This window comes from Noviherbaspirillum soli (assembly GCF_015352955.1).
Taxonomy (GTDB): domain Bacteria; phylum Pseudomonadota; class Gammaproteobacteria; order Burkholderiales; family Burkholderiaceae_D; genus Noviherbaspirillum_A; species Noviherbaspirillum_A soli.
Window position 1 is genome coordinate 143,524 of the sequence record NZ_JACYOX010000006.1, and the last position, 16,913, is coordinate 160,436.

Annotated in this window: 16 protein-coding genes; 1 reads left to right on the top strand and 15 read right to left on the bottom strand. The window is 60.5% G+C overall.

Translation table 11 applies throughout. The annotated features are described in order from the left end of the window. Nucleotides 1-28 precede the first annotated feature (28 nt). The 15 genes from IGW04_RS07795 to IGW04_RS07865 form a co-directional block, all read right to left on the bottom strand. Nucleotides 29-1,006 carry a type II secretion system F family protein gene (locus IGW04_RS07795; protein ID WP_194712490.1) on the bottom strand — a complete coding sequence of 326 codons (978 nt, stop codon included), beginning with the start codon at nt 1,004-1,006 and terminating at the stop codon, nt 29-31. Between the two features lie 10 nt (nt 1,007-1,016). Further along, nucleotides 1,017-2,375: a CpaF family protein gene (locus IGW04_RS07800; RefSeq protein WP_407672074.1), complete on the bottom strand. Its 1,359-nt coding sequence runs from the start codon at nt 2,373-2,375 to the stop codon at nt 1,017-1,019. Nucleotides 2,376-2,435: 60 nt separating this feature from the next. Next, nucleotides 2,436-3,599, bottom strand: a complete 1,164-nt coding sequence (locus IGW04_RS07805) for an AAA family ATPase (protein WP_194712492.1) — start codon at nt 3,597-3,599, stop codon at nt 2,436-2,438. Between the two features lie 97 nt (nt 3,600-3,696). Further along, nucleotides 3,697-4,167: a TadE/TadG family type IV pilus assembly protein gene (locus tag IGW04_RS07810; protein ID WP_194712493.1), complete on the bottom strand. Its 471-nt coding sequence runs from the start codon at nt 4,165-4,167 to the stop codon at nt 3,697-3,699. Next, nucleotides 4,164-4,646: a TadE/TadG family type IV pilus assembly protein gene (locus tag IGW04_RS07815; protein WP_194712494.1), complete on the bottom strand. Its 483-nt coding sequence runs from the start codon at nt 4,644-4,646 to the stop codon at nt 4,164-4,166. Before IGW04_RS07815 ends, IGW04_RS07810 begins: the two co-directional genes overlap by 4 nt. A gap of 10 nt (nt 4,647-4,656) precedes the next feature. Further along, nucleotides 4,657-5,922: a pilus assembly protein TadG-related protein gene (locus IGW04_RS07820; RefSeq protein ID WP_194712495.1), complete on the bottom strand. Its 1,266-nt coding sequence runs from the start codon at nt 5,920-5,922 to the stop codon at nt 4,657-4,659. A gap of 33 nt (nt 5,923-5,955) precedes the next feature. Continuing rightward, nucleotides 5,956-6,243, bottom strand: a complete 288-nt coding sequence (locus IGW04_RS07825; protein ID WP_194712496.1) for a hypothetical protein — start codon at nt 6,241-6,243, stop codon at nt 5,956-5,958. Nucleotides 6,244-6,253: 10 nt separating this feature from the next. Beyond that, nucleotides 6,254-7,888 carry a type II and III secretion system protein family protein gene (locus IGW04_RS07830; RefSeq protein WP_267253683.1) on the bottom strand — a complete coding sequence of 545 codons (1,635 nt, stop codon included), beginning with the start codon at nt 7,886-7,888 and terminating at the stop codon, nt 6,254-6,256. 43 nt (nt 7,889-7,931) lie between these two features. Beyond that, nucleotides 7,932-8,777, bottom strand: coding sequence for a Flp pilus assembly protein CpaB (gene cpaB, locus IGW04_RS07835; RefSeq protein WP_194712497.1), 846 nt, complete (start codon nt 8,775-8,777; stop codon nt 7,932-7,934). Between the two features lie 82 nt (nt 8,778-8,859). Beyond that, on the bottom strand, nt 8,860-10,089 hold the full coding sequence (locus IGW04_RS07840) for a P-loop NTPase family protein (protein WP_228526917.1): 1,230 nt from the start codon (nt 10,087-10,089) through the stop codon (nt 8,860-8,862). Between the two features lie 139 nt (nt 10,090-10,228). Continuing rightward, on the bottom strand, nt 10,229-10,789 hold the full coding sequence (locus IGW04_RS07845; RefSeq protein ID WP_194712499.1) for an A24 family peptidase: 561 nt from the start codon (nt 10,787-10,789) through the stop codon (nt 10,229-10,231). A gap of 315 nt (nt 10,790-11,104) precedes the next feature. Next, nucleotides 11,105-11,284: a Flp family type IVb pilin gene (locus tag IGW04_RS07850; protein WP_228526918.1), complete on the bottom strand. Its 180-nt coding sequence runs from the start codon at nt 11,282-11,284 to the stop codon at nt 11,105-11,107. A 170-nt stretch (nt 11,285-11,454) separates the two neighbouring features. Next, nucleotides 11,455-11,601 carry a Flp family type IVb pilin gene (locus IGW04_RS07855; RefSeq protein ID WP_194712517.1) on the bottom strand — a complete coding sequence of 49 codons (147 nt, stop codon included), beginning with the start codon at nt 11,599-11,601 and terminating at the stop codon, nt 11,455-11,457. 465 nt (nt 11,602-12,066) lie between these two features. Next, nucleotides 12,067-12,771, bottom strand: coding sequence for a LuxR C-terminal-related transcriptional regulator (locus IGW04_RS07860; protein ID WP_228526919.1), 705 nt, complete (start codon nt 12,769-12,771; stop codon nt 12,067-12,069). Nucleotides 12,772-12,824: 53 nt separating this feature from the next. Continuing rightward, complete coding sequence (locus tag IGW04_RS07865) at nt 12,825-14,492, bottom strand: sensor histidine kinase (protein ID WP_194712500.1); 1,668 nt, start codon at nt 14,490-14,492, stop codon at nt 12,825-12,827. Nucleotides 14,493-15,607: 1,115 nt separating this feature from the next. Between IGW04_RS07865 and IGW04_RS07870 the strand changes: the two genes are divergently transcribed. Then, on the top strand, nt 15,608-16,913 hold a 1,306-nt coding region (locus IGW04_RS07870; RefSeq protein ID WP_194712501.1), incomplete at its 3' end, for a cadherin-like domain-containing protein.

Consider the following 16,913-nt stretch of genomic DNA (forward strand, 5'->3'; position numbering starts at 1 on the left):
TACTCCTGATAATGTCGGCTGGTCCATGTCAAACCCTGATCTTGATGATCTTGCGCATGGCAATCACCCCGACGGCCATCATCGTCAAGGCAAAAGCCACCATCTTGCGGCCGCCGGGGTCGGTGTAAAGAACGGCCAAGAACTCTGGATTGATCAGGTGAATTAACAGCGCTGCGCCGAAGGGCAGCAGGCCCAACACCCAGGCCGACATTTTGCCCTCGGCCGACAGCACCCGGATCTGGCCCAGTAGCTTGATGCGGTCTCTAATGATCTTGCTGATGTTGGACAGCAGCTCGGACAGGTTGCCGCCGGTTTCGCGCTGTATTAGCACCGCGATCACGAAATAGCGCAGGTCGGTGCTGGGCACGCGGGTGGCCAGATTCATCAGCGCGTCTTGCATCGCAATGCCGAAATTCACCTCGTCGAACACGACCGCAAATTCGCTGGCCAGCGGCTCGCTGGCTTCATCGGCCACCATCTTCAGCGCGGTCGGAAACGCATGGCCGGCGCGCAGCGCGCGGCCCATCAGGTCCAGCGCATCGGGCAGCTGCTGGTCGAAGCGCGTCAGGCGCTTGTCACGGGCGCGGGCCACATGCATGTAGGGCAGGGTAGCCAACGCAGCCGCGCCGGCCAGCTTGATCAGAAGCGGAATAGCGAGCAAGCCCATGGAAAAAAAGGTCACCAGGAATAGCGCCAGGCTGATGCCCAGCAGGGTAGACACATTCCATGACAGGCCCGACTGCTGCAGCAGCCGATCGGCGGCGTGCACGCGCGGCAGCTTTAGCAATAGGCGCTGCATGGCCGGGCTGTTGCTCAGCAGCCTGTCCTTGACGATGGAGACATCGCCGCCTTCGCCATGCGCGCCGGCCGACAGGATGCGCAGCCGGCGCGCAATGCGGTTCGCCTCCGGCCCCTTGCTGGAATTCCAAGTCAGGTAGGCGCCTTCGATGAACAGCACCACCGCGATGAAAATCAGCGTGCCGAACAGGTAATAGAGGGTGTCCATGGCCTTCTGCTTAGTGGTACTGGCGGGTCGGGTCGAACAGCGTGTCCGGCACCGCAATGCCGAAGGCGCGCAGCCGCTCCAGGAAGCGCGGCCGTATGCCGGTGGCGCTGAAGTGGCCGATGATGGCGCCGCTCTGGTCGGTGCCGGTCTGCTTGAAGGTGAAGATCTCCTGGGTGGTGATGATGTCGCCTTCCATGCCGGTGATCTCGAGTATCGACAGCACCTTGCGCTTGCCGTCGGTCAGGCGGCCGATCTGCACCACCACGCCCACGGCGGAACTGATCTGCTGCCGCACCGCCTTGGTGGGCAGGCTGGCGGCCGCCATGCTGACCATGTTCTCCAGGCGGGTCAGCGCATCGCGCGGCGTGTTGGCGTGGATGGTGGCCATCGAGCCTTCATGGCCGGTGTTCATCGCCTGCAGCATGTCCAGCGCCTCGCCGCCGCGCACCTCGCCCAGGATGATGCGGTCCGGCCGCATCCGCAGCGCATTCTTCACCAGCGCCCGCTGCGAGACTTCGCCCTTGCCCTCGATGTTGGCCGGCCGGGTTTCCAGCCGCACCACATGCGGCTGCTGCAGCTGCAACTCGGCCGCGTCCTCGATGGTGACGATGCGCTCGGAATGGCTGATGTAGCCCGACAGCACATTGAGCATGGTGGTCTTGCCGCTGCCGGTGCCGCCGGAAATGACGATGTTGATCTTGGCCTTGCCCAAGCCCTGCAAGATCTCCGCCATTTCCGCGGTCAGGCTGCGGTGGCCGATCAGGTCGTCCATCTTCAGCGGCACCGCGGAGAAGCGGCGGATCGACATGCAGGGGCCGTCGATGGCCAGCGGCGGGATGATGGCGTTCACGCGCGAGCCATCCGGCAGGCGGGCATCCACCATGGGGCTGGACTCGTCGATGCGGCGGCCCACCCGCGAGACGATCTTGTCGATGATCTTCAGCAGGTGGGCGTCATCGAAGAACACCACGTCCGTCAGCTCCAGCCGGCCGCGCCGCTCTACGTATACCTGCTTGTGGCTGTTGACCAGGATGTCGGATACGCTAGGGTCGGCCAGCAGTTCCTCCAGCGGCCCGAAGCCCAGCATTTCATTCTGGATGTCGCGCACCAGGGTCTTGCGCTCGATATCGTTGAGGACAGCGGATTCCTCTTCCAGCAGCCGCTCCACTAGCGCCTGCAATTCGCGGCGGATCTGGTCCTGCGACAGCCGCTGCAGGCTTTCCAGGTCGATGCGGTCCATCAGCACCTGGTAGATCTGGTTCTTCAGTTCCTGGTAGGCCCGGTTCTCGATGCCGCCGGTGCGCGCGGCGGCCACGGCGGCATGGCCGTTGACCTGGGTGCTGCTGCGCAGCCGGTCCCTCAGTGACATGTTTTCGGCGTTCATGGTGCAGTGGTCCTTTCGTCGCTATTCGATATGGTTTGCCAGGCCCTACGCGCGCTTGAGCACGCGCGACAGCCAGCCGGAGGAGGCGCTCGCTTCTTCCGGACAGAGCGCCTCCGCGAACTCCTGCAGCGCCTTTGAGATCGGGCTGGACTTGGCCAGCTTCAGCACCGGCACGCCCTGGTTCACGGAAGCGGCGGCCGCGTCATAGTGGTTGGGTATGGTCCGGATGTCGGTGGCGCTGAATGCCGTTTCCACGTCGCGCAGCTTGATGTCGCCATTCTTTTCATGGCGGTTCACGATCAGCCGCACCTTGTCCTTGCGGTAGTCCAGCGAGCGGAACACGCCCAGCAGCCGCTTGCCGTCGCGGATGTAGGGCAGGGTGGTCTGCAGCACCGGAAAAATAGTGTCGGCATGGTCCAGCGCATGGATGCTGACCGCATCCAGGCTGCGCCCGAGATCCAGAATCACGAAGTCATAGTGGCGGCGGACCAGTTTGATCAGCTGGTCCACGTGCTCGGGCTTGACGTCGTTGGCATGCGCCGGGTCTTCCGGCGCGGCCAGCACGCTGAAGTTGGGCGTGACATTGAGCATGCTGGCCTGCAGGAAGGAGGCGTCCAGCCGGTGGATCTGCTGCGAGATGTCGGCGATGGTGGCGCCCGGCTTCTGGTCCGACACGAACAGCGAGGCATCGCCGAACTGCAGGTTCAAGTCGATCAGGGCCACCCGCTTGTTCTTCAGCGTGGCCAACGCATAGGCCAGGTTGGTGGCCAGGAAGGTGGCGCCGCTGCCGCCCTTGCAGGAAATGAAAGCCAGCACCTTGCCATGGGTCTGCGCCTGGCTGCCGCGCTTCTCCTCGATGCGGCGCACCGCGGCCGACAGCGCCTGGCCGTCCAGCGGCAGCGGCAGCACCTCGCGCACACCGGCGCGCATCGCGCGCATCAGGAATTCGGGCGAGGTTTGCTGCGACAGCACGATGAAGGCCAGGCGCGGATGCACGTGGCTCAGGCGTTCCAGCTGGTCGAGGTCGCCCTCGCCCATCGAGGGCGCATCCAGCACGAGGACGTCGGATGTGCTTGCTCCCGCGCCTGCCGCCAGCACGTGGGCAAGACCGGCAATGACTTCGACTTCGTCCGACGGGCTGCGCTCGCGCAGCAGCCGGACGATGTCCATGGCCAGCCTGTCATTAGGTGATACGACGGCGATTTTCACAATAGCTCCTGTTACTTGTTGCCTGTTGCAGCCGGCAAGTCGGCTGCTTTTTTTATGTGGAAAAAACCGTGCACTGCCACAGGCACGATTGCGTTCTTCATTTGCATACCGGGTTGGCCTCGGTGGCGCTGTCCATGCTTTCCCTCGGTAATGTGGTCACGAAGGGCGGCAGGGTCAGTGACGCAGCCAGCGTCGGTATGAATGTCTTTACAACCACTGTTGGGCTAATCTCTACGGTGACGCTTTCGCAACTGGCACGTGCGGTGGCAGCATCGCCGGCGCAGGTCGAGGGGAAATAGCTGACCGAAATGTCAGTGGCTTTCAGGATGGGCAGCATCACCCGCATCTTTTCCTTGATGATGCTGTCGTTGAGGTCGCACACCACGGCCAGACGGGCGCCCCAGCGCGTTGCCTCGGCGGCGGCATTCCAGTAAAACAGCACCCGGCCCATTTCCATGATGCCGATCAGCAGGGTCAGGAATACCATGCACACCAGCGCGAATTCAACGGCGGCAGCGCCGCGCTGCAAGGCGCGGCCGACTGGCATGGTGGCGGCGCGGGTCTTCATAACACCTGCCTCATGGTAGTGCCAATGTCGCCGAAGGTAATCGTGGTGAAGCCCGTGACGAATGGCACCAGCGATGTGAACTGGTAGCCGGCGATCTTCACCTTCACCAGGTTGATCACCCCGCTGCCGGTGTCCACCGCCGAAAACGATTCGCCGGGGCAGCTTGAAGAATTGCTGCGGTCGCACACCTTCACCATGGAGGTGGTCAGGCCCGGAACCAGCGGGGTGCCCGAGTCGCCGGTGCAGGGCTTTCCATAGACCACCAGGCAGCGGGCATCGGCCAGGGGATAATCCGTAGCCGTGGAGTCATGCCGGGAAAGAAAGCGCGTTGCGTCGCGCGTGGCCTTTGCCAGCGTGTTGTACTGGTAGATTGCGCGGCCGAACTCGGTGGTGCCAAAGGCGATCAGAATCAGCGGAATCAGCAGGATGCCGAATTCCACCGCCGCCACGCCTCTTTGCCATTTCAGTGTCTTCTTCATGATCAGTCGCCTATTGCACCAGTGAAGGTACCAGCGGGCCGACGCTGGTCGAACTGCCCGGCAGGCCGACCGAGGCGCACGGGCTGGTGGGGTCGTTGGACTCGCCCAGGTATTCGAGAAACATCCGGGTGCTGCCGCCGCCCGCGCCCTGTTCCAGCGGGTGCAGCATCAGCACGCAGGCAAAGCGCTGGATCGCGGCTTCATGCGAGCCGCCGTCGAATTCCGTGCAATTCACCACCGGCACGATGCCTAGGCGCCGGTCGGAACCCGAGGCCTGGTGGGTTGCCGAACTGATCGCGGTGCCGTTGGTGTTGAGCCCGCTTTCGCCGGCCTTCTTGCCGTCGCCCTGATAAGCCGCATAGCTGGATCGTGCGGTCTTGAAGTTGGGATAGCCCGAGGGGCTGGTGCCGGCGTAGGCATTGAACTTGGCCGGCCAGGAAAACTCGGTGTAGGCATAGCCGGTTTCATCCGGAACGCCATCGCCCGGACCCTTGTAGCCGCCGGCATAAATGCCAAAGCGGGTGTTCCACGCGGCCGACTCGCTGCCCTTGCCGCCCGGCGCACCCACCTTTTCACCTGTGGAAGGCAGGTTGCACACGCCGGCGCCGGTCAGGATGTCCTTGATGTCCTTAGCGCTGTTCGCCTTGATATAGTTGATCCATTTGAAGTCGCCGGTCAAGTTGTCCTGCGCGCCGACCGCGCCTTCTATCCATTGGCCTTTGACGAATGGCGTTGCCGCCTGGCAGACGGCAACCGGCAGCGCGCAGCTGGTTTGCGACGGCTGCAGCGTGGCCGCGCCCATCGATGCTACGGCCTGGTCGCCTATCGTGACCCCCGGCAGCACATTCAGCACCTGGATGAGCCAGGTCTTGATGCCGGTGCGCGCCAGCGTGCATTTGGCGAACTTCATTTTCAGTACGTCTGTCGCCGCGATCGCGTCCTTGGAATAGTAGGCGCCGTTAAGGGTCTGGCTGAATGTCACGTCGGTGCCGGCCACCTGCACTGCATTCTGCTGGAAACCGACGCGGTTGGCCTGTCCGGCCGTCTTGCCGTAGTTCTCGGCAATCACCAGCTGATTGGCGCTGGCGCCGGTGAGCGCGGCCGAGGCAGACAGCGCACATGCATCCGCGGCATTCTGCAGCTCGGTCTTAGAAACGAAGAGCTGGCCCGAATCCAGGGCCAGTCCGCCGAAGCCGATCAGTACCGCGATCGACAGCGCGACGATGATGGCGACCGCGCCGCCTTGCCGGGTTCGATGAAAGAAAGGCCTTTGCATTACAGCTCCTCCATGTAGCAGGCGCAGCGGGCATCAGCGCCCGCTGCTGATTCCTATCGTGAAGGCATTGCGTGGCGGCGGGGCCACCGGCGTCCTGAATGACTGCTCATAGCGCTCGCGCGCTACCTGGGCGGACCGCGCATCCATGCCGGCGACCGCGTCGGTATTGTTCGAGGCGTCGGGATTGATGGTCTGCTGCGCCCTGAGCATGGTCAGCGACTGGCCCATCTGGCTTTCCAGGTAGGGCGCGCGCTGCGCGCAGCCGGCGGCCAGCAGTGGCAGCAGGCAGGCGAGCGCCACGCGGGTAACGGTATGGTTCATCCTCTTTCTCCTATTTCACTTCGAATCCGGCTGCAGGATTGGCCGCGGGCCGGGCTGGCTGGGGCGGCCTGCTGCCTTCCATCTTCCCGCCCAGGAAGAACTCGGCGCGGGTCGGTTCGACAAAGGCGTCGGTCGGCAGCGGATAGTCCTGCGCCAGCGGCTTGACTAGGCGCGGCGTGACGATGAACACCAGCTCGGTCTTGTCGCTCTGGAAGTCGTTGCTGCTGAACAGCGGCCCCAACACTGGCACTTCGCCCAGCACCGGCAGCGCCTTGATGTTGGCCGTTACGTTGTTCTTGATCAGCCCGCCGATGGCGAAGCTCTGGCCGTCGAACAACTGCACTACGGTAGTGGCGCGGCGGGTGGTGAAGGAAGGGAGGATGGCGGTGGTGTTGACGCCGGTGGCGGTAATGCCCACGCCCTCGCGGTTCAGGTCGGACACTTCCGGCGCCACCTTCAGGTTGATGCGGCCGCCGGCCAGCACGGTGGGTGTGAACTTCACCGCCACGCCGAATTCCTTTTCCTCCAGCGAGATGGTCGGTATGCCGTTGTTGTTGGTCTGGCTGACCGGGATGAAGATCTTGCCGCCGGCCAGGAAGCTGGCTTCCTGGCCGCTGATGGCCATCACGGTGGGCTCGGCCAGCACCTTCACCAGGCCGTCGCGCTTCTGCGCATCCAGCGTGGCGAAGTTGCCGTTTTTATTGTTAAAGCCGTCGACCACGCTCGGGCTGCCGGTCAGAAGGTTTGACAGCAGGGTATAGGTCCAGCTGCCGCGGGTCTTGCTGCCGCCTATGCTTGCGCCGAGCTGGTCCACCAGGGTCTTGGATACTTCCGCCACCTTCACTTCCAGCATCACTTGCTGCGGCGCGGCGATGCCCATCATGTTGACCACCTTGGGCGCCGCGCCGGACTGGCCGCCGGCTGCCGCCGCGCCCTGGTCGCCGCCTGCCGCGCCGCCCGCCTGGGCACCCTTGGCGCTGCGCTGCACGTAGGCATTGGCCAGCGCCATCGCCTGCTCGGCCTTGCCCACGTCGGACACAGTGCCGGACAGGATCAGGGTATCGGCCGCCGTCGTGATCTTGATGTCCTTTTCCTCGGGCATCAGCGCGGCGATGCGCGACTGCAGCGCCGCCGTGTCGAGGCCCACCGCGATGTCGATGATGGTGGCGTCATTGCTCTTGTTCCACATCATCAGGTTGGTCGTGCCGATGGACTTGCCCAGCATATAGACCTCGCTGGGATTGAGCAGGATGACGTCGGCCACGGAGGCATCGCCCACCGACAGCCTCGATGCCGGGTAGGGCAGGCGCATCAGCGTGGACTTGCCCTCGGCCAAAAATACCTGCGGCGCCATCTCCACCTTGCCGGTGGCCGGCATGCGCGGCTGCTGCATGCGCGGCTGCTGCGGTGAGGGAGCGGCCGCGGTCGTTGCCGCTGCCGGCTGGGCCACGCCGGGGCTGCCCGGCTTGCCGGGCTGGGCGGCGGCCGGCAGCGGCGCAGCGGCTTTCATGGGCGCGGTGCGCGTGCCCACCGTGCCGTACTCCACGGCCGCCTGGCCGTGCGCGGCAAAGGCGGCGACGGCGCCCGCCACCGCCAGCGCCGTGCGCAGTGCGGCCGGCCTTACCTCGGTCCAGGTTCTGGTCATCGATGCTTCTCCCTTGCTTTCTTGTTCTTCAAATGGCTTAGCTTCAAAACTGCTGGGTGGTGCGGGACAGTCCCTTGATGAGTTCAACCTGGTCGGCCGGCGGCTTCGGCGCGGCCACTTGCCTGATCACGGGCCGGGGCCTGGGCGCCGGCTCGGATTTCGCCGCCGGCGCCACTGGCGCCTGCACGTTGAACAGGGTGGCCTTGGTCGCGCCGCCGGTATTCACCGGATCCGGGTCGATCTGGTTGCGCAGCACCAGCGACAGGCTGCCCACGCTGCGCGCCAGGTCCAGCCGCTCGGCCTGCTCGGGCGAAACTTCCAGCGTCACCGCATTAACCACCTTGGGCTTGGTGTCGTCGCGGTTGGACTCCTGCGCAATGGCCAGCACTAGGATGCGTTCCAGCACGATCTTGGAAATCGTCGAATCACGGTTGGGGGTTTTCGCGCCTTCCTCCTGGGTGTTGACCAGGATGTCCACGTAGTTGCCCGGCAGCGCGAAGCCGGCCACGCCCACCACGTCGTTCACGCGCACAGTGATGGCGCGCTTGCCTTCGGCCACCACGGCCGACAGGCCACCCTTGGTGCCGGGCGGCGCCAGCTTGCTTTCCATGATGGGCTCGCCTCGTTGCATGCTGCTGCGGGCCACGCGGGAATCCAGCTCCTTGGGGTCGGTAAAGGCGCCGGGCGGCATCGCGCCGGTGGGCCAGTCAACCATGCGCACCATCTCGGGATTGATGCGCGCGCCCAGCCCGATATCCACCAGCGCCACCGCGATCTTGCCCGAGTTGCCCTGGGTCTGCGCGCCTATCCAGCGCGCCGCCACGATCACGGCCGCGAAGGCCAGCACGACGGCGATGGCCATCATCATCATTGCGCGGGTATTTCTCATTTCAGTTCCCCTGGTCGGGCCGGCAGGCTAGGCCTGTTGCGGCCGCTGTTGCGTTCAACATCGTTGCGGTTCATGCCGGCCTTCAGCGCTCGGCGAAATAGTTGTTCCAGGCCCAGTCCAGCACCTGCGGGTTCAGTTCCGGCTGCCGGCCTTCGTAGCGGGCCAGGTCGCGCGCCTGCGACACCAGGTCGCGCGGATAGCAGGCCAGCAGCGGTTTGCCTTCCTTCTGATGCCGCTCGCGCAGCATGTATTGGAAGGCATCGTGCGAGTAGGGCACGCGGTGGTCTTCGCAGGCCTGGCGGAAAATGCGCTCGTAGTCCGGCTCGGTCTGCGCGCCGATCTCGATCTTGTAGCCCAGCCGCCGCAGGAAGGCGCCGTCGCCCATTTGCTCCGGCCCGAAGTTGGACGAGAACACCACCACCACATCGAAAGGCACCATGAACTTGTGGCCGGTGTGTAGCGCCAGGTGGTCCATGCGCCGGTCCAGCGGCACGATCCAGCGGTTCATTAACTGGGCCGGCGAGCAGCGCTGGCGGCCGAGGTCGTCGATGATGAAGATGCCGTTGTTGGCCTTCAGATGCGGCGGCGCCTGGTAGTAGCGGGTGCCGGGGTCGAACTGCAGTTCCAGCATGTCCAGCGTCAGTTCGCCGCCGGTCAATACTGCGGGACGCTTGCAGCGCACCCAGCGTGGGTCGGGTGCGTCGCGCTTGTCCAGCAGGTTGGCTTGCGCTACTTCGCTCGCTGCTTCATGGTGGACGGCCGGATCGTAAACTTGGATCACTTCGCCATCCACCAGGATGGCATAAGGCACCCAGATATTGCCCTTGAGAAGGCCGGCCAGGCATTCTGCAAGGAAGGTCTTGCCGCTGCCGGCCGGGCCATAAATGAAGAGCGCGCGGCCGGAATTCATCGCGGCACCGAATTTTTCGAGCACGGTTGGGCTGACGACTATGCCTTCGAATTCCTGTGCGATGTCTTCGCGCAGCACATGCATGTGGGCCACGCTTTGGGCCTCTACTTGAGCGCAATAATCCTGCACGGTGACCGGCGCCGGGCCGGCATAGGCGCTGCGGCTCAGAAATTCGGCGGCGCGGGCGCGGCCGGTGTCGGTCAGGGTGAATGTGAGGTCTGCATCGGTGTTGCTACCGCCGCGCCGGACTGCTTCGCATAGTTTTTCCGCGCGCATGAAGGTAATCAGCGGGTCGAGCACGCTGTTAGAAAGCTTCAGATGCGAAGATAGTTCCACCAGCCGCACTTGACCGCGCAGGAACAGCACCTTCGAAACTAGTTCGACCAGGAAAAGGAAGGGCAAACCCGTCTGCTCGGGCGAGCGCGGGGCTGGAATGGACGATGCTGAAGACTGGCTTGATTGCTCCAAGATGGGCGAATTCAATAAGCTAGACATAGGTTTTTCAGCCTTGTAATTTTTGCGCCTTGTGGAAGCTCCGGTTTCATTGACGGAAAAAGCCTACGTAGACCAGGGTGCCAGCAGCAATGGCGACGCCGTAAGGTAAGTTGCCAGCGGACTGTGCAGGCATTTCAGTCTTTGGCAATTGCCTACACATTGCGGCGATCGCTATGTTTGCCATCATCACGCTGAGGTTGGAAAAAACCAGTTTCCAACTGCGTTTAAAAGCCATGACCATCAGTGCTAGTGCGCCTCCTGCGAGCAGCGTCAGGACTACGGTTTGAAAAGCGGCGAAACCACCTAGGAAACTGCCAACAAGTGCCATGAGCTTTACATCTCCCGCGCCCATTGCGCGAAAAATATAAAGCGGCAGAAAAGAAAAAAAGCCGACCGCTAGTCCGGCTGCCCAGAAGATAAGACCATATCCATATCCTGAGGCGGTTGCCCATAGAAGGCTGCTTGCAATTCCGCTCAGCACAAGCCAATTGGGTATTCGCCGGAGTTGAATGTCATAAATGGCTGCAGTAATGACAAAAGCCGAAAGGAAAACGAACTCCAGACCAATGAAGAAATTGCCAAGATGGAAAATTCCAAACTCAATCATTTCATTTCGACTTTTTCTGTAAGGATGCAGTAGGATTATTTATTGACAGAGGTTGCTATGGCTGATTGCAGAAATTACACAGCGTTATATCTGCGGCCATAGAGAAATCGTCAATTCAATATTGATTAAATCAAAAAGAAAATAATATTAAAATGAAGGATGCAAACAGCGCATATTCGGTAGAGGGCGCTTGTGCCTCCTCTCAGTCGAGCAAGATAATCCGACACTTCTGTCTAGGCTGTTGTATTTGTCTTTCCCTCTTTTTTGTAAAAGATTAAGCCGCCCGAAGACGGCTTAAAATATTGGGCTGTGGAATTAAGTGCAGGTGGCTGGGGTGGTCAAGCAAGTAGCTACTCGATTAAACAAGCCATTTAGGTTGGTGCCAACTGCTTTGGCGCCAACGATAATTGCGATCGCAATCAGCGCCGCAATTAGGCCATACTCAATTGCCGTAACGCCGTCTTCTTCCTGCATAAAATTCTTAATGAATTCCATGATATTTCCTTTTCAAATTTATCTACAAGAGATCTTTTAATTTCTTTGTCAATGCCAATGCCACTGCGCGGATTTTATTGTTAGCCGTTGTCCATCCAAGCATAAATCCCGGCGACCTCCCGCTCCTTGTCTGTCCATTCCACTGCCGAAGCCCGGAATAAGAACCAGCCTTACATCACCTTGCCCAGCGCCAGCAGTCCAATACCAGCAACCACTGCCACTAGCGAGGCCACGAGTGCGCATTCGATAAAGGAAACGCCATCTTCTTCCTGCAGAAAACGCATGAAGCCTTTCGGCACGCCCTTTAATGAATACATCCCACTCTCCGATTTTCAGAACCGCTTGAACCGCGTATCAGGCAGCGGAAAATGCTTCCTGATGGGATGAACTATAAAGATTGGCGTGTAGGAGCGAGACTGACAAAAGTCCTTTTCCATGTAGGACTCGATAACCCTTGTTTGATGAGGGAACTAGTACTTTCGTACCTGATGTCGATGGGAAAAATTGCGCCACTGGCCCGGCGGCAATCCGTCGCGCCGGATGTGGTGATGAATGAATCAGCGGCCGGCCCGGGCGGGCCGTTTCAGCAAGTTGCGTACGGCATGGCTGCCGCAGCGGTGTGCGCGGGATGCGTCGTGGGTAGAAGGAAAATGCCCGTCATGGCAAGCGCCTGGCCATGGGCGGCGAGGGAGCGTGATACTGATTGTGCGCTCAGGCCTCGCCGGTTCGGTGCCATCACAGCCGGAAGCCGCAGCCCTGGCCATCAGCAGCCCATGCAGCATTCAACCCACCGCCTTCATCTTCTCCTGCTCCACCCCCAGCCCATGCTTCACCGCATACACATACAGCTCCAGCCGGTTCGCCACCTGCAGCTTCTGGTAGATGGACGTCAGGTGATTCCGCAGCGTGTATTCCGAGATGAACAGCCGCTCCGCAATCGCCTTGTTCAGCGCGCCGTTGCCTTCCACCACCGCCTGGATCACCTTGCGTTCCTTGGCCGTCAGGCTGGCGCGGCGGTGGGCGTCGGGGTCGGGCTTGGGCGCGGCGGCCGGGTTCAGCAGGTGGCCCAGCACGCGGCCCAGCGCGGTCTGGTCCAGCCACAGCTCGCCCTGGTGGACCTTGTCGATCGCCTTGATCACTTCCGCCGGCGATGCCTTCTTGTGCAGGATGCCGCGCGCGCCGCGCTTGATGGCCTGGTCCAGAATGTCCTGGTCGCTGGTGCCGGTCAGCAGCAGCACCCGCGAGACGCCGTTGGCAATCAGCACCGGGACGACGTCGACCGAGCAGCTGCCGCCCAAATCCACGTCCAGCAGGATCACGTCCGGCGCCAGGCGTGCCGCCGCGCTCACGGCCTCTTCGGCGGTGCGCGCCGTGCCTGCCACTTCCATGCGCGGCGCTTCGCTGCGTACCAGCTGTTCCAGCCCCCACAACATGGTCTGGTGGTCGTCCACCAGCATGATCCGGATGGCGCGCTGCGTGGTTTCCATGTCTGTGCCTGTTTGTATTGTCGTTGTCGTGTTCATGATTGTTCTGGTTTTGCTTATACCGGTATCTCTATATGGACTGCCGTGCGTCCGCCGTTGGCCTTGAGCACCTTGGCCCGCCCGCCCAGTGCCGCCGCGCGGTCTGCGATGGAGCGGGGGGTGAAGTCGGCCGGCTGCGCGCCTGCGCCCTCGTTCTCGATCTGGATGTTGAGCCAGCCTTCCGCGCAACCCACCCGGACGGCGCCGCGGCGGGCGCTGGTGTGCTTGCGGATGTTGGCCAGGCCTTCGCTGATGACGTGATACACCTCGGCGGCCAGCCGGTCGCTGACGCAGAAGTTGCCGTCCACGCTGATGGTGATGTCGATGCCATAGAACTTGCGCACCTGCTCGGCCTGCCGGTGCAGGCTGGCAAGGAAAGCCGATTCGCCTTGCACCGCGCCGTTGTTGAAGCGGCCCGCATACTGCCGCAGGTCGGTGATGACCTGGCTGGCCATCTCGCTGATCCGGTGCAGGTCTTCCGCCAGGGGATTTTCTGGCGCCACCTTGCGGCTCATGGCATGCAGCGCGATCTTGAGGCCGATGTAGGGCTGGATCACCGCGTCATGCAGGTCATGGGCGATCTTCTTGCGTTCCTGGGACGCGGCTTCCGAGGCGATCCGGTCCAGCAGTTCGATGTTCTCGATCACGGGAAAGGCCTGCGCGGCAATGTGCGCAAGAAACAGCGCGTCGGCGCGGGTGAGGTCGCTGTGCTTCGATGCCACGTAGATGCGGCCTTCGCCGCGCCGCAGCGGCACCGGCGCGGCGATGAATGCCGGGCTGTCCAGCAGTTCCACCACGCTGTCGCCATCTTGGCCGGCGCCCTTGCTCCAGTGGCCGGTGGCATTGTCATGGATGCGCCAGCCTGCCCGCAGCCTGATGCCGGGCAAGGCGGGAGACTGGTACAGCGCCACCTGCTCGCGCGCGAAGTCGAGCAGAGGCGCCATGGCCCGTGCGTCCACATGCTGCGCCCGGGCGATCTCGTCCGGCGCATTGCGCTTGACGGTGCGGTAGATGCAGGTGGGCTGGTCATCGTTGCGCACCACGAGCACGCAACTGTCGCCGCCAAAGAATTCCAGGGTCTTGCGCATCACCGAGGTCACGGTGTGGTCGACGCCGAAACGCGGGTTGGAGAGCTGGTTCACGTCGCGCAGCAACGCCAGCCGATTGCGCAGCGCCATTTCGGACTGCCCCCAGCGCGCGATCATGTAGCCCAGCGCCAGCAGGAAGGTGGCGCGCAGCAGCAGGGTGGAAGGCACGTCGACGGTTTGTTCAAGGCCGCATGCCGCAAAGAAGAGCAGGGTGGACGCCACGGTCACCCGCGCGCCTTCCTCGAAGCCCCAGCGGAAGGAGGCGGTCAGGATGGCGAAGAAGAAGAAGAGGAAGAACAGGCTTCCGCTGCCGCCGGTGGAGATCACCATCATCGCGTACCAGCAGGCGTCGAGCCAGGGGATCAGCCTGCTGCGGGCAATCGGCTTGTGCAGCAGGGAAAGCACGAACAGCGCGGTGGTGTGCAGCGTGTAGCCGATAAACACGGCCAAGTCCAGATGGTCGGGTTCGGGTGCGGACTCGGTAAAAATGGTCAGCAGGGCCGAGACAGCGAGCAGCAGCCGGATATGGGCCACCATCGACCCATCCGAAAAATCCAGCCCTAACTGGCCATGACTGTCGTTCTTGTTCTTGAACATGCTCGGTTCACAGAGTTAGGCATCGCAAACAGGTCAGCAAGTTGCTTCGCTTCGTGCATCAAGCGATCGTTAAATTGCTAACGGATTAAACAAACCTTTATTTAAGATGGGATTACTGCTAGTAGGCTGCGACGATCTTACCACCGGAAAATTGGTGCGGATATCAATCGTTCTAAAAATTGGATTGCTTAAAAAAATGTTGATATTTTGCAACAACACAAGGCGAAATCTTTTGCCGCCTCCCTTCGTTTCCTACGGTTTACATATTTTCATTCAGGAAATTATTTTGTGTAGAAGTTGTTGAAGCTAGTTAATGTAAAAGATTGACCGAAAGGCTTTTCAGGGCATCTGCTGCGAGCGGTTTGTGGCTCATGTCGGGATAAGACGGAGTCTTGGCCCATTCCACGTGTAGAGGCGGCATCGGCTGCTCTGCCGAAGTGGCGCTGTTAATGATTAATTATGAGGCTGGGCAGGATTTAACTTTAAAGCCCGGAAGCGTGCTTACTCTTTGTGAATTAATGATGGTCAGTTAATTGACAATGGGCTATAGATCATGTGTAAGCAAATCTGCTGAAAGCAACCAGGTCAAATAAAGCCCTTCAGCGCCATGCCTGCATCGATGTGTGATGTTCGCTACATTCTTTTTGAAGATAGCTTGCTTTGATAGCAACCGATGGTAATACACGTAGCTTGTTACAAGGCAAGAAGTAGTACAAAGCAACTATTTTCCCGATTTAAAAACAGTCTGTATGTCCTATGTAAGAGGGGATTTATCGTCCATTCAAGTCGAGGAATCGCCGGGTACCATGCATCAAGCTTGTAGGAACTGATGAAGTGCATTGTAAGAATTTGTCCTACATTTGCTGACGCAACATTGAGAATTTATAAATATTTGACTTTGTTACCTGAAAGCGTGATGAATTTCATTTACGACTTGGAGGGGGCAGAGGTGGGCCGCAAGAAAATCACAGAGAAATACGCTGTGCGGTAAGGCAAACAAAAAGTCTGTTGATATAGGAATGGGCCGCTTTTTGCCTGCGCAAAGTACATGCGAATAATTCGACTGCTAGTCATCTCTTCATTGCATAAATCAAGAAATCCAAGGGAAAATTTTCATGGCAATTAACCAGACGTCTTTCACGAATACGCCCCAAGCAGGCAATGACGTATACAACTATTCTGAGGATCAAATCTTAGGGCTGGCGAACTATAACAATACCAACTCCGTCCTTACCTTGGACGTCATGGGTAATGATCTCGGCGGCAATGCGAAAACGCTTTATTCAGTTGACGACGGCAATGGAAATCCATTAACTGCTGACTTTGAGTTATTGATAAAAGACGTGAATGCAAACGGTGTCTCGGGATGGGAAAAAACCGAGCAGCAGAACTGGGTACGGATTAATAATGGAAAAATTGAGTTTGCACTTGGCGCGGTAACAGATGGGGTGGCAGGCCCTAGCGGAACGAGTATCAATACATTGGCAGGCAATGAAGTTGTACACGACTCATTCGTCTATGCGATCCGCCTGGGTAACGGCACTCTTAGCCAAGCCCGCGTAACAGTGAACATATTGGGTCAAAATGACGGGCCAGTGATTGGCGCCGAAACGCTGACAGGCCAGGTAACAGAAAAAATCATCCCGACGGGGACCCTTGTCACTACAGGCAATATTGCCTTCACTGACGCAGATTTGGCTGACACTCATACAGCCACAGTGGTTACTTCCACAGCAGGCGCATTGGGTCAATTAACAGCTAGCATCAGCGGAGACACCACCGGCACCGGCAAAGGCGGCGTGGTCACATGGAACTACAGCGTAAACGCTTCGGCAGTGGAATATCTGGCTGCGGGCGAGACCAAAGTGGAACATTTTACTGTCGTGCTCAGCGACGGCAGAGGCGGTACGGTTGAGCGCACTGTTACAGTCAACGTTATCGGCACTAACGATGCGCCAGTCCTGTCCGGTACGCAGGCGACTCTGGCAAGCGGCACCGAGGATACGGCTTACACCGTCAAGGCATCTGATCTGCTGCAGGGCTTCAGTGATGTCGATGGCGACAAGCTGTCAGTAGCTGACCTGAAAAGCAGCAACGGCACGGTCGTCGACAATGGCGATGGCACCTACACGATGACGCCAGCCGCGAACTACAACGGCAAAGTCACTCTTAGCTACAGCGTCACCGATAGCAACGGCAGCACAGTGGCAGCCAGCCAGCAGTTCAACCTCGCGGCAGTCAATGATGCAGTGACCGGCAGCGCCACGGCTGTTCTGGCTGCAGGCACCGAAGACACCGCATACACCGTGACCGCAGCACAGCTGCTGCAAGGTTTCAGCGATGTGGACGTTGCTACCAACGGCCAGGTGCTGAGCGTATCTGGCGCGGTTACAGCCGACCACGGCACGGTTGCCGACAATG

Coding starts and splice junctions, on each gene's coding strand:
- IGW04_RS07795 (WP_194712490.1), bottom strand. CDS start 1,006: ATGGACACCCTCTATTACCTGTTCGGCACGCTGATTTTCATCGCGGTG.
- IGW04_RS07800 (WP_407672074.1), bottom strand. CDS start 2,375: ATGTCACTGAGGGACCGGCTGCGCAGCAGCACCCAGGTCAACGGCCAT.
- IGW04_RS07810 (WP_194712493.1), bottom strand. CDS start 4,167: ATGAAGACCCGCGCCGCCACCATGCCAGTCGGCCGCGCCTTGCAGCGC.
- IGW04_RS07815 (WP_194712494.1), bottom strand. CDS start 4,646: ATGAAGAAGACACTGAAATGGCAAAGAGGCGTGGCGGCGGTGGAATTC.
- IGW04_RS07820 (WP_194712495.1), bottom strand. CDS start 5,922: ATGCAAAGGCCTTTCTTTCATCGAACCCGGCAAGGCGGCGCGGTCGCC.
- IGW04_RS07825 (WP_194712496.1), bottom strand. CDS start 6,243: ATGAACCATACCGTTACCCGCGTGGCGCTCGCCTGCCTGCTGCCACTG.
- IGW04_RS07830 (WP_267253683.1), bottom strand. CDS start 7,888: ATGACCAGAACCTGGACCGAGGTAAGGCCGGCCGCACTGCGCACGGCG.
- cpaB (WP_194712497.1), bottom strand. CDS start 8,777: ATGAGAAATACCCGCGCAATGATGATGATGGCCATCGCCGTCGTGCTG.
- IGW04_RS07845 (WP_194712499.1), bottom strand. CDS start 10,789: ATGATTGAGTTTGGAATTTTCCATCTTGGCAATTTCTTCATTGGTCTG.
- IGW04_RS07850 (WP_228526918.1), bottom strand. CDS start 11,284: ATGGAATTCATTAAGAATTTTATGCAGGAAGAAGACGGCGTTACGGCA.
- IGW04_RS07855 (WP_194712517.1), bottom strand. CDS start 11,601: ATGTATTCATTAAAGGGCGTGCCGAAAGGCTTCATGCGTTTTCTGCAG.
- IGW04_RS07860 (WP_228526919.1), bottom strand. CDS start 12,771: ATGGAAACCACGCAGCGCGCCATCCGGATCATGCTGGTGGACGACCAC.
- IGW04_RS07865 (WP_194712500.1), bottom strand. CDS start 14,492: ATGTTCAAGAACAAGAACGACAGTCATGGCCAGTTAGGGCTGGATTTT.